Here is a 12191-nt window from a genome sequence, read left to right as displayed (position 1 = left end):
GCCCCTTCGCCGGCAAGCCGGGCTCCTACAGGTTGCGTGGTGTTCTCACTGACGGTTAAGCATCACCGGCAATTGCGCCACCAGCTTCACATTGTTCAACGGCGCCCGGATAAACCCGCGCTGGGTTCCGTCCGGCCCGATGACAGCAAGGTTGCCACTGTGGTCAACGGTGTAGTTCGGCTTGCTGGTGTCCGCCGGGATGAACGGAATGCTCACGGCATTGGCCACTTTCTGCAGGTCTTCAATAGAAGTCGGGGTCAGGCCGACAAACTGTGGATCGAAGTAACCCAGGTACTGCTTGAGCTGCTTGGGCGTATCGCGGTTGGGATCGACGCTGACCAAAACGATCTGCAACTTGTCCACCGCCTCGGGCGGCAGTTCACTCTTGATCTGGCGCAGTTGGGCGAGGGTGGTGGGGCAGATGTCCGGGCAGAAGGTGTAGCCGAAGAACAGCAGCGACCACTTGCCTTTGAGTTCGTTGACGGCCACCGGCTTGCCGTCCTGGTCGGTCATGGTCACGCTTGGCAGGTTGCGGCTTTGCGGCAGCAGGATGATCCCGGCGTCGATCAGTGCCGTCGGGTCGCCCTGGCCTTTGCCGGACAGCACTTTATTGATGGTCAGGCCCAGGACCAGCGCGATCAGGGCGACAAGGATGAAGATGGTTTTCTGGGTTCGGGTCATAGATTCAACAATAAGTAGTGGTCAACGAGCAGGGCGATGAACAGCAGGAACAAGTAGTAGATAGAGTACTTGAAGGTGTTGATCGCCGCGTGCGGCCGAGTGCCACGGTACAGCACCACGGCCCATTGCAGGAATCTGGCACCAAGACCGATGGCGCAGATCAGGTAGAGCAGGCCGCTCATGTGGATCACGTAGGGCATAAGGCTGACGGCCAACAGCGCGCAGGTGTAAAGCAGGATGTGGATTTTGGTGTAGTGCTCGCCGTGGGTCACCGGCAGCATCGGGATGTCGGCCTTGGCATATTCCTCCTTGCGATGGATGGCCAGCGCCCAGAAGTGCGGCGGGGTCCAGGCGAAGATGATCAGCACCAGCAGCAGCGGTTCGGCACTGACGTGGCCGGTGGCGGCGGTCCAGCCGAGCAGCGGTGGGGCGGCACCGGCCAGGCCTCCGATGACGATGTTCTGCGGCGTCGCGCGCTTGAGGAAACCGGTGTAGACCACCGCGTAGCCGAGCAGGGAGGCGAGTGTCAGCCATGCTGTCAGTGGGTTGGTGAAGGCCAGCAACAAGGCCTGGCCGAGCAGCGCCAGCACCAGGGCAAAGGTTAGCGCGGCGGCCGGAGACACCCGGCCTTCAGCCAGCGGCCGCTTGTGGGTGCGTGCCATGACCGCATCGATCCGCCGGTCCACCACATGGTTGACCGCCGCCGCACCGCCTGCACACAGGGCAATGCCCAGGTTACCGAACACCAGCACCGTCCATGGCACTCCGGCGCGCGTCGCGAGGAACATCCCCACCAGCGAAGTGATGAGCATCAGCACCACCACTTTCGGTTTGGTCAGCTCCAGGTAGTCACGCCAGATCGCCTGGCTGTGACGCGCGCCGATCAGAATCGCCATGGCATCTCTCCTTTTATTGTTATGGGCCCGGCTGAGTGTTTACGCGGGCTGAAGCGCCAGCGAATCGGCTGCTTGACCCGAACCAGGCTGGTCCGGGCGTGATAGTTGACCAGCACCATCGTCAGCAGCAGCGCCGCGCCCCCGGCGTTGTGGGCGACGGCCACTGGCAGCGGTAGATGAAACAGCACGTTGCTGATTCCCAGGGTGATTTGCGCGGCGAGGGCGATCAGCACCAGCCCCGCCAGGCGCGTCATGCCCACGACTTTCAGTTGCCACGCCAGGCCGAGCAGCACCAGCGTGACCAGCAGCGCGCCGATACGGTGAGTCAGGTGTATGGCGGTGCGAGCGTCGCTGTCCAGTTGCCCGCCGAGGTAGTTCGGGCCGATGTGTTGGGTCAGGTGAAAACCATTGGCAAAGTCGGCTGGCGGCAGCCATTGACCATGGCAGGTCGGAAAGTCGATACAGGCCACAGCGGCGTAGTTGGAACTCACCCAACCGCCGAGGGCAATTTGCCCGATCACCAGCAACAACCCGGCAGTCGCCCAGTACTGCAAGCGCCGCGGCACCGTCAGCGCCGGCAATACGCCGGACAGGCGCAAGGTCAGCAGAAACAGCAGGCTCAAGGTCGCAAAGCCGCCCAGCAGATGCCCGGTGACCACCTGCGGCCAGAGCTTGAGCGTCACCGTCCACATGCCGAACGCCGCCTGGGCGAATACCACCGCCAGCAGGAACAACGGCAGCTTCACCGGTTGGCCCGGATGCCGGCGATGGACCCAGGCCCGACCGGCCAACACCGAGATCAGCAGCCCCAGAGTGCCGGCGAAGTAGCGGTGGATCATCTCGTTCCAGCCTTTATGGGCTTCGACAGGCGTGTCCGGGAAATGCAATTCGGCATGGGCCAATTGCGCTTCGCTTTTCGGCACGCTGATAAAGCCATAGCAGCCGGGCCAGTCCGGGCAGCCCAGGCCTGCGTGGGTCAGGCGGGTATAAGCCCCGAGCAACACCACAATCAGTGCCAGCAAGGTGGCAAACAACGCGAGGCGAAATCCAGGCTTGGCCATGACGATGCCCTCATCCGATGTTCGACAGTTTCAACAGGTGACGCAGGTCGTTGAGCAGGTCCTTGCCTTTGACTGACGGGTCGTAGCGCAGCACCAGATTGCCGTGGGGGTCGATGATCCACAGCTGTGGCACCGCCTTGCCACCGGTGGTTTTGTTGAAGGTGTTCACGTCCAGCGGATAGCGCTGCAATTGAGGATACTCCCGCGTCAACTTGGCGTCGTAATCAGTGCCCAGCGGCTGCGCGACGGCAATGGCATGGCTGGCGCGCCCGGCATCGCGGCCCAGGCCGATCTGGACCTGCCGTGCCAGGTACACCAGTTGCTGACAGTCCACCGCACACTCCTTGGGTGCGGTCACCAGCAACTGCCAGCGTTGTTCATCGGCCTGCACGCCAAGGTTGGCGCGGGTCTGGCCGTTGCCGATCAGTTCGCCGTGGTAACTGCGACCCTCCGGCACCCAGAACTGCAGTTTGTACATGCCGGTGGCGAGGATCATCGGACCGATCACCCCGAGCACAATCAGCAGCAGTTGCAGGCGACCCTTGCGCCGACTCGCCGGCGTTTTGGCCTCAGACATGCTGGGTGGATTCATGGCCGCTCCCATGGTGTTTCTCCTTTGCGTTGTGCCAGCCGAGGTAGAGATAAAGACCGAACAGGGCGATCGCCAGGGCGAACCACTGCACGGCATAAGCGAGGTGTTTTTCCGGGCCCATGGCCACGACTGGCCAATCGGCCTGGTACGTGGCGGGTCCGGTTTCTGCGCGTAATTCGTAGGCGTAGCCTTCGCGGTCCAGGGCTTTCCAGAGAGCGTTCGGATCAATGGCCGTCAGCAGTTTTGGCCAGGTACGGGTATTGGGGTCAGCGTGGAGCTGGAAAGTGGCGCCGGGAGGCACGTAGACCCAGGCGTCGAGACTCAAGAGGGTGTCGGGCGTCGTGAATTGCGGCGGTGTACGGCGGTCCGGCCACGGCAGCCAGCCGCGGTTGACCAGCAGCCACAGTCCGGTGGCTTGATCGTGAAACGGTTGCAACAATTCGACCCCGACCTTGCCATCGCGCTGGCGGTTATCCAGCAACAGGCTGTGGCCGGCGTCGAACTGGCCGTGCAGGTGAACCCGGCGGAAGGCCGGATCTGCGGTGTGTTGCAGCTCGGTGCTGGCCATCGGTTCGGCGGCCCGGCGCTCGGCGTAGCTTTGCAGCAGCGTGCTTTTCTCCGCGCCCCGACTCAATTGCCAGAACCCGAGCGACACCAGCAGCGGCAGCAACAGCGCCACCACCAGTGTCGGAATGATGCCCGGCCGAAAGCGCTTCATGGCCTGGCCAGAAAGTCGGTCGTCGCGATAGCTATACTCAAGTGCATCGCTTGTCCCCCGGAGTCCCACCATGCTCAAAACAGCCATCGTCCTGATGCTGATTGCCACGGTTGTCAGCCTGTTCAGCGGCCTGTTTTTTCTGGTCAAGGACGACAGCAGTTCGAACCGCCTCGTCATTGCCTTGAGTGTTCGTGTCGCGCTGGCCGCCATTACCGTCGGCTTGATCGCCTGGGGGTTTTTCAGCGGCCAGCTGGTTTCCCATGCCCCTTGGTAGGGCGCGCAAAGCGCGAGCTTCAAGCTTCAAGCTTCAAGCTTGTAGCTCGTAGCTCGTAGCTCGTAGCTTGTAGCTTGCAGCTGCTCTTAAAGCACATAGACGAAAACGAACAGCCCGATCCACACCACATCCACGAAGTGCCAGTACCAACTCGCAGCCTCGAAGGCAAACTGGTGCTCGTTGTCGAAGTGTCCACGCATGACCCGCATCAGCATCACGAACAGGATGATGGTGCCGATCGTCACATGCGCGCCGTGAAACCCCGTGAGCATGAAGAACGTGGCGCCGTAGATGCCTGAACCCAGGGTCAGGCCCAGTTCATGGTAGGCATGGATGTACTCTTCGGCCTGGAAGCCGAGGAAGGCACAGCCCAGCAGCACGGTGAGCGCCAGCCAGATTTTCAGCGCGCCGCGATGGCCCTTTTTCAAGGCATGGTGGGCGATGGTCACGGTCACGCTGGAACTCACCAGCAAAACCGTGTTGAGCAGCGGCAGGCCCCAGGGGCTGATGACTTCCTTGGGCGGCGGAAAGAGTTTGGAATCCGGGTTATTCAGCAGCGGCCAGGTGAACTGGAAATTCGGCCAGAGCATATGAGCCAGGCCTTTGGCGCCTTCGCCGCCGAGTGCCGGGCCCGAAACATGACGCACATAAAACAGCGCGCCGAAAAAGGCGATGAAGAACATCACCTCCGAGAAAATGAACCAGCTCATGCCCCAGCGGAATGAGCGATCCATCTGCGCGCTGTACAACCCGCTGCGACTTTCCTTGATCACCGTACCGAACCAGCCAAAGAGCATGTAGGCCAGCAGCAGGCCGCCAACGAAAAAGATCAGCGGGCCGTGGGATTCCGGCCGCGCCGCTTTCAGATCGTTGAACCAGGTGGCCAGGCCGAGCACTGTGACGAACATCCCGACCGTGGCGATGATCGGCCATTTGCTCTGGGCCGGAACGTAATAATGTTCATGAGTTGCCATTTATTGTTCTCCTTATCGGGCACGCTCAACCGCCAGTATTGACTGCGACCGGTGGATGTCGGGCGGTGATATCGAACAGCGTGTAGGACAGCGTCAGGTGCTTCACATCCTTGGGCATGTCACGGTCAACGATGAAACGTACCGGCATCTCGATCCGTTGACCGGGCTGCAGCACTTGTTGGGTAAAGCAGAAGCATTCGGTCTTGTGGAAGTACGCCGCTGCCGCGCTGGGCGCGATGCTCGGTACCGCCTGGGCGCTCATCGGCTTGTCGGTGGGGTTGTGCGCGATGAAGATCATCTCGTTCACCGCCCCGGGGTTGGCCGTCAATTCATCGTGCTTGGGATAGAAATCCCAGGACATGTCGGCGGAATTGGTCGACAGGAACTGCACGCGAACCTGCCGCGAGGTATCGACCGTCTGTTCGCCCTCATACTGCCCGGCGGTCTTGCCATTGATGCCGAATGCCTTGCACATCACGTCGTAGATCGGCACCAGGGCAAAGCCGAAGACAAACATCGCTACCACCACGAGCAATAGGCGAGTGACGAGCTTCTTCATCGAAATTGAGTCAGCCATGGTTCCAAACCTCCGCCGAAATTCCTGTAGGAGCCGGCTTGCTGGCGATGCAGGCACCGCGGCCTGTCTGATGAACCGCGTTATCGTTCATCGCCAGCAAGCCGGCTCCTACAAGGGCCATGTTCATTTCACTTCCGGCGGCGTGGTGAAGGTGTGATACGGCGCCGGCGACGGGATGCTCCATTCCAGACCCTCAGCCCCATCCCACGGTTTGGCCGGTGCTGGCGGGCCGCCGCGGATGGTCTTGATCACTATGAACAGGAAGAAAATCTGCGTGGCGCCGAACATGAAGGCGCCGATCGACGACACCATGTTGAAGTCGGCGAATTGCAGGTTGTAGTCCGGAATCCGCCGCGGCATGCCTGCCAACCCTACGAAGTGCATCGGGAAGAAGGCCATGTTCATGCCGATGAACGACAGCCAGAAATGCAGCTTGCCGAGGGTTTCGTCGTACATGTGACCGGTCCATTTCGGCATCCAGTAGTAGGCCGAGGCGAAGATCCCGAAGATGGCGCCGGGCACCAGTACGTAGTGGAAGTGTGCGACCACGAAGTAGGTGTCCTGGTACTGGAAATCCGCGGGTGCGATGGCCAGCATCAGCCCCGAGAAACCGCCGATGGAGAACAGGATCACGAACGCCACGGCAAACAGCATGGGCGTTTCGAAGGTCAGCGAGCCTTGCCACATGGTACTGGCCCAGTTGAACACCTTGACCCCGGTGGGCACCGCGATCAGCAAGGTGGCGTACATGAAGAACAGCTCGCCCACCAGTGGAATGCCGACCACGAACATGTGGTGTGCCCAGACGATGAACGACAGGAACGCGATACTCGCCGTGGCGTAGACCATCGAGGTGTAGCCGAACAATGGCTTGCGCGAAAAGGCCGGAATGATCGAGCTGACGGCACCGAAGGCCGGCAGGATCATGATGTACACCTCGGGGTGGCCGAAGAACCAGAACACGTGCTGGAACAGCACGGGGTCACCGCCGCCAGCGGCACTGAAAAAACTGGTGCCGAAGTGAATGTCCATCAGCATCATCGTCACGCATCCGGCCAGTACCGGCATCACCGCGATCAGCAGGAACGCGGTGATCAGCCAGGTCCAGACGAACAGCGGCATTTTCATCAGCGTCATGCCGGGGGCGCGCAGATTGAGAATGGTCGCGATCACGTTGATCGCCCCCATGATCGAACTGATCCCCATCAAGTGGATGGCGAAGATGAAGAACGTCACGCTTTCCGGTGCGTAGGTCGTCGACAGCGGCGCGTAGAACGTCCAGCCGAAGTTGGGACCGCCGCCCGGGGTGAACAGGGTCGAAACCAGCAGGATGAACGCCGCCGGCAACAGCCAGAAGCTGAAGTTGTTCATCCGCGGCAGCGCCATGTCGGGTGCGCCGATCATCAGCGGGACCATCCAGTTGGCGAGGCCGACAAAGGCCGGCATCACCGCACCGAAGACCATCACCAGGCCGTGCATGGTGGTCATCTGGTTGAAGAATTCCGGCTGGACGATCTGCAGCCCTGGCTGGAACAGTTCGGCGCGGATCACCATCGCGAACGAGCCGCCCAGCAGGAACATGGAGAACGCAAACCACAGGTACAGCGTACCGATGTCCTTGTGGTTGGTGGTCAGCACCCAGCGCATCAGGCCTTTGGCAGGGCCGTGGGCGTGGTCGTGGGCCGCGCCGGTATGAACATGGTCATCGACTACAACAGTCATGTCCTGTCTCCTGCAAACAGATGAGCTGGGCAGGCCGGGGCGCGATGCCCCGACCGATTCCTTGGGTGCGCAATAGACCGGGTCATTTGCTTTCCGCCTGTTTCAGCTCCAGCACTTCTTTAGGGGTGACCATGTCGCCCTTATTGTTGCCCCAGGCGTTACGCTCGTAGGTCACGACCGCTGCGATATCGACTTCCGACAGTTGCTTGCCGAACGCCGCCATGGCGGTACCAGGCTTGCCGTGGAAGACAATGCTCAGGTGATCCTTGATGGGTCCGGTGGCGATTTTCGAGCCCTTGAGTGCCGGGAACATCGGCGGCAGCCCTTGACCCTCGGCCTGGTGACAGGCCACGCAGGCGGTGTGATAGACCTTGTCGCCGCGCTCCTTGAGCTCGTCGAGGGTCCATTCCTTGCTGGTCAGCTCCTTGAGTTGTGCGGCTTCAGCCTTGCGCTCGCCCAGCCATTTTTCGTAGTCGGCCTTTTCCTTGACCTCGACCACGATCGGCATGAACCCGTGATCCTTGCCGCACAGCTCGGCGCATTGGCCGCGGTAGATGCCGGGTTTTTCGACACGGGTCCAGGCTTCATTGACGAACCCCGGGATCGCATCGCGCTTGACCGCGAAGGCCGGCACCCACCAGGAGTGGATCACGTCGGCGGAGGTCACCAGGAAGCGCACCTTGGCGCCGATCGGCAGCACCAGGGGCTTGTCGACCTCGAGCAGGTAGTGCTCGGTCTTGGCTTCCTTGTTGTGGATCTGATCGGCGGGAGTGGCCAGGTTGCTGAAGAACTCGACGTCCTGGCCCAGGTATTTGTAGTGCCATTTCCACTGATAGCCGGTGACCTGGATATCGATATCCGGCTCACTGGCGTCGTACATCTTGATCAGGGTGGCGGTCGCCGGAACCGCCATGGCCACCAGGATCACGAAGGGCACGATGGTCCAGAGGATTTCGACGGTGGTACTTTCATGAAATTTTGCCGCCACCTGCCCGGTTGAGCGGCGATGGAGGATCATCGACCAGAACATGGCGCCAAAGACGATGATGCCGATCACTACACAGATCCAGAAAATGGTCATGTGCAGGTCAAACACAGCGTGACTGATTTCAGTCGCTCCAGGCGCCATATTCACAGTCCAGGCCGCTTGCGCCTGACTGAAAATCGACCACAACAGGAGGCCCATCCAGACATGTGGATGTCGCATCATTGCGGGTTCCCCTTATCGTTCTTGTTATCCCGCCGGCTTTCACCTGCGGCAAGGGAGCGGCTGCATCAGACTACGAACTTGAATCGCCGGGCCTTGCTGCAGTGCAGTCGGGCGTCATCAGCTAACTCCATTCCAACCCGAGTATAGACAGCGACTCCCACCTCGCAATGTGCTGGCGTAAATCAACTGAAACAGCATTAACTTGCGTTGCAGGGCACGAATGGAGAAGGATGCAGACGAGTGGTGGCAAACCGATATAACGGAGGCGTCTCAAGGATGAAATAATTATGACAAATGCGTCTTAGCATTTTTCGTAAGCCAGCTAAGTTATGTCTTCCCTATTTCATTGCCTTTGTTTCCTGGAGTTTTCATGAACACCGCCGCATTGCGCGAGCAGATCCAACAAGCCCAACAACACGAAGCCGAGACCGGCCTGCTGACGCGTCAACTCGAAACCAAGCTGCCTCATTTGCACCCGGCTATCCAATTGCCGGAAGCGGACGCCAACGGCGTGCTGACGCGTTTTGTCGCCGCTTACATCGACGAAGTTCCGGATCTGCTGGATGCAGCCAATGAAGTTGCCAGGGAAGCGGGCATCGAGTCACAGATCAAACCGGTGCTGAAAATCGCCGAGCAGTACTTCCTCCAGCCGCCAGCGATCATGGCAGGGCACGTCGGGCTCGACAGCCTGCTGGACGAAGCCTATCTGGCACACCGGTTCGTCGAAGAGGTCAACGACCTGTACATCAAGCATCTTGGCCAGCCACTGATCCCCTTGGACATGACTGTCGCCAACCTGATTGCTCATCAATTGATCGGTGAGGAATTTGCCAACCAACTTGATGAAGCTGTGCATCACGCCATAGACGAGATGCTTAACGAAGAGAGCTTTGCGCTGGAGTCGGTGGAGGCCTACCGCGAGAAACTCAGCAGTCCGGACACCGGTGCTGCCTGGAAGCGCTGGCCGTGCATGTCCCGTCGCCTGGGCGTGGGCCTGGAGCTGGATCAGCCCGTCGCCTGACTCCATTCCCTGCAGGAGCCGGCTTGCTGGCTATCCAGACGACACGGTCTGCCTGACACACCGCGTCGCCTGGATCGCCAGCAAACCGGCTCCTGCAAGTTTCAGGTGGTGGAGCCTACGCCGGTGTTGGTCCGCACCCGCCCCTCCAACCTGCGTTTCAACCCCCGCGCCTCAATCAGCAGCCTTGACCCTTTGGCCGCATTCGCCCGACCCCATTCTTCCAGCAACTCCAGGCACGAGTGATCGATGTAGCTCAAGTTATTGAGCGGCACATGCACCGTCGCACCCGCTGGAATGCTGCCCAGTACTCGGGTCAGCGCCGGCACCTTGAGAAAGGTCGCCGCACCTACCAGGCGCAGTTCCACTTCGCCGTCCTGCGCCAGGTCGATCAGGCTTATTTTCAGCCGTGAAGCATTCAGCGCCAGTTTCACCAGGGTCAAACCGAAGCCGACCAGCACGCCTGTCAGCAGGTCAGTGAAGATGATCGCCAGCGCTGTCGCGGCATACGTGAACATCGGCATCCGACCGTAGCGACCCAAACCTCGAAATGCCTTGAGATCGACCAGCTTGAAACCCGTGTACACCAACACACCGGCCAGGCTCGCTACCGGAATGCTTTGCAGCACGCTCGACAGCAACATCACGAACGCCAGGAGCCACAATCCGTGGAAAATCGTCGAGTAGCGCGTGGTGGCACCGGCCTGGACGTTGGCCGAACTGCGGACGATCACCCCGGTCATCGGCAACGCGCCGAGCAATCCGCAAAGCATGTTGCCGACGCCCTGGGCAGACAGTTCGCGATCGAAGTCCGAACGTTGGCCGCTGTGCATGCGGTCGACTGCGGCGGCGGACAGCAGGGTTTCGGCGCTGGCGATGAAGGCTACCGCGAACGCCGCGATCAGCAGCGTGGGGTCCGCCAGGTTCAGCAAGTCCGCAGGTTTCAGCCAGTCGATGGCTTCGGCCAGGTTGGCCGGCACCTCCACTCGTTTGACTTGCAGCGCCAGGACCAGGCTGGCGACGGTGGCAAGCCCTACGCCGAGCAGCGCACCGGGCACGAAGCGCAGGGAATGAGGGCGCAGCTTTTCCCACAGCCACATCACGGCGATCGTTCCCAGACCGAGCAACCCGGCCTGCCAGCCAAAGGAGGGCAGCGCCTGAGCGACGGCGGCCGGGAAGGCTGCCAGGTTATCCAGCCCCGAGGGCTTGGGTGTGGCGTCCAGCATCACGTGTATCTGTGACAGGACGATCAACACCCCGATCCCGGCGAGCATGCCGTAGACCACGGCGGGTGCTGTCACGCGAAACCAGCACCCCAGTTTCAGCCGACCGGCGACCAGTTGCAGAAAGCCCGCCAACAGCAGGATCGGCCCGAGCATGGACACTCCATGCTGGCGAACCAGTTCGAACACCAGCACCGCCAGGCCTGCCGCCGGGCCGCTGACTTGCAACGGCGAGCCGGCCAGCCAGCCGACCACCAGTCCACCGATGATCCCGGTGATCAGGCCTTTGGCCGGTGGCAGTCCCGAAGCGATGGCGATGCCCATGCACAGGGGCAGGGCGACCAGAAACACAACCACCGAAGCCAACAGCTCCCGTGGCAGCACAGCTTTAAGTTGCGCAGCACGCATGATGATTCTCCCGAAGATTTCTTCAGGCATGGCGAAGCCAGGCTGCCTGATCGGCAGCCTCGACTGAACCACACGGGTATTTAGGAGGATTTAGAAGCGCGCTTTGGGCGTCGCGACCGGAATAGGCAGGCTGCCATTGAGCGGCAGGAAACAACCCTTGTCGGCGTCGTAGGCTTTTATTTCGCTGGTTTCGATGTTGTAGACCCAACCGTGGATGAACAACTGACCATTGGCCATGCGTGAAGCCACCGAGGGGTGCGTGCGCAAGTGCTGCAACTGGGCGATCACATTTTCCTCGGTGAGGATGTGCATGCTTTCGTTTTCATCGGCGCAGTTGCAGTTTTCCTGGACCATGGTCTTGGCCACTTCGGCATGCCGCAGCCAGGCTTTGACCGTGGGCATCTTTTCCAGGCTCTGCGGGTTGAGTACCGCTCGCATGGCGCCGCAATCGGAGTGCCCGCAAATGATGATGTGGTGCACTCCCAGCGCCAGCACCGCGTACTCGATGGCCGTGGAAACGCCGCCGTTCATTTGCCCGTATGGTGGCACGACGTTGCCGACGTTGCGGGTCACGAACAGGTCGCCGGGGGCGCTGTGGGTAATTAGTTCGGGAACGATGCGCGAATCGGCGCACGCAATGAACATGGCGCGCGGGCGCTGGGCCGTGGCGAGTTTCTTGAAGAGTTCTTCCTGTTGCGGAAAGATCTCATGATGAAAATGCAAAAAGCCGTCAACGATATGCTGCAGCGCTGCATCGGCGGTTTCCGCCTCGGGTTGGGCAGAAGCCGACGCAGCCAACGGCTGTTTATCCTTGTCACTCATGATTCATCCTCTTTG

13 protein-coding genes are annotated in these 12191 nt (G+C 60.7%); 2 read left to right on the top strand and 11 right to left on the bottom strand.

Features of this window, described 5'->3' with window-relative positions:
* Positions 1-45 precede the first annotated feature (45 nt).
* The 5 genes from ACM6I6_RS14190 to ACM6I6_RS14170 are packed head-to-tail and all read right to left on the bottom strand — an operon-like array spanning position 46 to position 3948.
* A complete protein-coding gene (locus tag ACM6I6_RS14190) occupies positions 46-681 on the bottom strand; it encodes an SCO family protein (RefSeq protein WP_274073835.1) in 636 nt (211 codons plus the stop codon).
* Positions 678-1577: a heme o synthase gene (gene cyoE, locus ACM6I6_RS14185; RefSeq protein ID WP_274073836.1), complete on the bottom strand. Its 900-nt coding sequence runs from the start codon at positions 1575-1577 to the stop codon at positions 678-680. Before cyoE ends, ACM6I6_RS14190 begins: the two co-directional genes overlap by 4 nt.
* Positions 1565-2638, bottom strand: a complete 1074-nt coding sequence (locus ACM6I6_RS14180; RefSeq protein WP_414920067.1) for a COX15/CtaA family protein — start codon at positions 2636-2638, stop codon at positions 1565-1567. The genes cyoE and ACM6I6_RS14180 overlap by 13 nt, the downstream gene beginning before the upstream one ends.
* A 10-nt stretch (positions 2639-2648) precedes the next feature.
* On the bottom strand, positions 2649-3242 hold the full coding sequence (locus tag ACM6I6_RS14175; RefSeq protein ID WP_323609113.1) for a hypothetical protein: 594 nt from the start codon (positions 3240-3242) through the stop codon (positions 2649-2651).
* Entirely contained in the window at positions 3208-3948 is a 741-nt protein-coding gene (locus tag ACM6I6_RS14170) for an SURF1 family protein (protein ID WP_323609112.1), read from the bottom strand. The genes ACM6I6_RS14175 and ACM6I6_RS14170 overlap by 35 nt, the downstream gene beginning before the upstream one ends.
* Before the next feature lie 70 nt (positions 3949-4018).
* On the opposite strand from ACM6I6_RS14170, the gene ACM6I6_RS14165 reads away from it, so the two are divergent.
* Positions 4019-4222: a twin transmembrane helix small protein gene (locus ACM6I6_RS14165; RefSeq protein WP_075947087.1), complete on the top strand. Its 204-nt coding sequence runs from the start codon at positions 4019-4021 to the stop codon at positions 4220-4222.
* A gap of 86 nt (positions 4223-4308) precedes the next feature.
* Here the strand turns inward: ACM6I6_RS14165 and ACM6I6_RS14160 are convergent, their stop codons facing one another.
* The 4 genes from ACM6I6_RS14160 to coxB all read right to left on the bottom strand — a co-directional run bounded on the left by ACM6I6_RS14160 (position 4309) and on the right by coxB (position 8705).
* The gene (locus ACM6I6_RS14160) at positions 4309-5196 is read right to left on the bottom strand and encodes a cytochrome c oxidase subunit 3 (protein ID WP_274073840.1); all 888 of its coding nucleotides are present in this window, start codon (positions 5194-5196) and stop codon (positions 4309-4311) included.
* 25 nt (positions 5197-5221) lie between these two features.
* Positions 5222-5773, bottom strand: coding sequence for a cytochrome c oxidase assembly protein (locus ACM6I6_RS14155; protein ID WP_034149469.1), 552 nt, complete (start codon positions 5771-5773; stop codon positions 5222-5224).
* 123 nt (positions 5774-5896) lie between these two features.
* Positions 5897-7495, bottom strand: a complete 1599-nt coding sequence (gene ctaD, locus ACM6I6_RS14150) for a cytochrome c oxidase subunit I (protein ID WP_274073841.1) — start codon at positions 7493-7495, stop codon at positions 5897-5899.
* An 82-nt stretch (positions 7496-7577) separates the two neighbouring features.
* Positions 7578-8705, bottom strand: coding sequence for a cytochrome c oxidase subunit II (coxB, locus tag ACM6I6_RS14145; RefSeq protein ID WP_274073842.1), 1128 nt, complete (start codon positions 8703-8705; stop codon positions 7578-7580).
* A gap of 370 nt (positions 8706-9075) precedes the next feature.
* On the opposite strand from coxB, the gene ACM6I6_RS14140 reads away from it, so the two are divergent.
* On the top strand, positions 9076-9726 hold the full coding sequence (locus ACM6I6_RS14140; protein ID WP_323609111.1) for a hypothetical protein: 651 nt from the start codon (positions 9076-9078) through the stop codon (positions 9724-9726).
* Positions 9727-9827: 101 nt separating this feature from the next.
* On the opposite strand, the gene ACM6I6_RS14135 is transcribed toward ACM6I6_RS14140, so the two are convergent.
* The gene (locus ACM6I6_RS14135; RefSeq protein ID WP_414920066.1) at positions 9828-11354 is read right to left on the bottom strand and encodes a SulP family inorganic anion transporter; all 1527 of its coding nucleotides are present in this window, start codon (positions 11352-11354) and stop codon (positions 9828-9830) included.
* Positions 11355-11444: 90 nt separating this feature from the next.
* The gene (locus tag ACM6I6_RS14130; RefSeq protein WP_046818688.1) at positions 11445-12176 is read right to left on the bottom strand and encodes a carbonic anhydrase; all 732 of its coding nucleotides are present in this window, start codon (positions 12174-12176) and stop codon (positions 11445-11447) included.
* Positions 12177-12191 lie beyond the last annotated feature (15 nt).

The organism is Pseudomonas sp. IT-P218, assembly GCF_949767605.1.
GTDB classification, from domain to species: domain Bacteria; phylum Pseudomonadota; class Gammaproteobacteria; order Pseudomonadales; family Pseudomonadaceae; genus Aquipseudomonas; species Aquipseudomonas putida_AE.
Note: the sequence above shows the minus strand (reverse complement) of the source record. Positions and strands in the feature narration are given on the sequence as shown.

Coding starts and splice junctions, on each gene's coding strand:
- ACM6I6_RS14165 (WP_075947087.1), top strand. CDS start 4,019: ATGCTCAAAACAGCCATCGTCCTGATGCTGATTGCCACGGTTGTCAGC.
- ACM6I6_RS14135 (WP_414920066.1), bottom strand. CDS start 11,354: ATGCGTGCTGCGCAACTTAAAGCTGTGCTGCCACGGGAGCTGTTGGCT.
- ctaD (WP_274073841.1), bottom strand. CDS start 7,495: ATGACTGTTGTAGTCGATGACCATGTTCATACCGGCGCGGCCCACGAC.
- cyoE (WP_274073836.1), bottom strand. CDS start 1,577: ATGGCGATTCTGATCGGCGCGCGTCACAGCCAGGCGATCTGGCGTGAC.
- ACM6I6_RS14155 (WP_034149469.1), bottom strand. CDS start 5,773: ATGGCTGACTCAATTTCGATGAAGAAGCTCGTCACTCGCCTATTGCTC.
- ACM6I6_RS14140 (WP_323609111.1), top strand. CDS start 9,076: ATGAACACCGCCGCATTGCGCGAGCAGATCCAACAAGCCCAACAACAC.
- ACM6I6_RS14190 (WP_274073835.1), bottom strand. CDS start 681: ATGACCCGAACCCAGAAAACCATCTTCATCCTTGTCGCCCTGATCGCG.
- coxB (WP_274073842.1), bottom strand. CDS start 8,705: ATGATGCGACATCCACATGTCTGGATGGGCCTCCTGTTGTGGTCGATT.
- ACM6I6_RS14130 (WP_046818688.1), bottom strand. CDS start 12,176: ATGAGTGACAAGGATAAACAGCCGTTGGCTGCGTCGGCTTCTGCCCAA.
- ACM6I6_RS14160 (WP_274073840.1), bottom strand. CDS start 5,196: ATGGCAACTCATGAACATTATTACGTTCCGGCCCAGAGCAAATGGCCG.
- ACM6I6_RS14175 (WP_323609113.1), bottom strand. CDS start 3,242: ATGGGAGCGGCCATGAATCCACCCAGCATGTCTGAGGCCAAAACGCCG.
- ACM6I6_RS14170 (WP_323609112.1), bottom strand. CDS start 3,948: ATGAAGCGCTTTCGGCCGGGCATCATTCCGACACTGGTGGTGGCGCTG.
- ACM6I6_RS14180 (WP_414920067.1), bottom strand. CDS start 2,638: ATGGCCAAGCCTGGATTTCGCCTCGCGTTGTTTGCCACCTTGCTGGCA.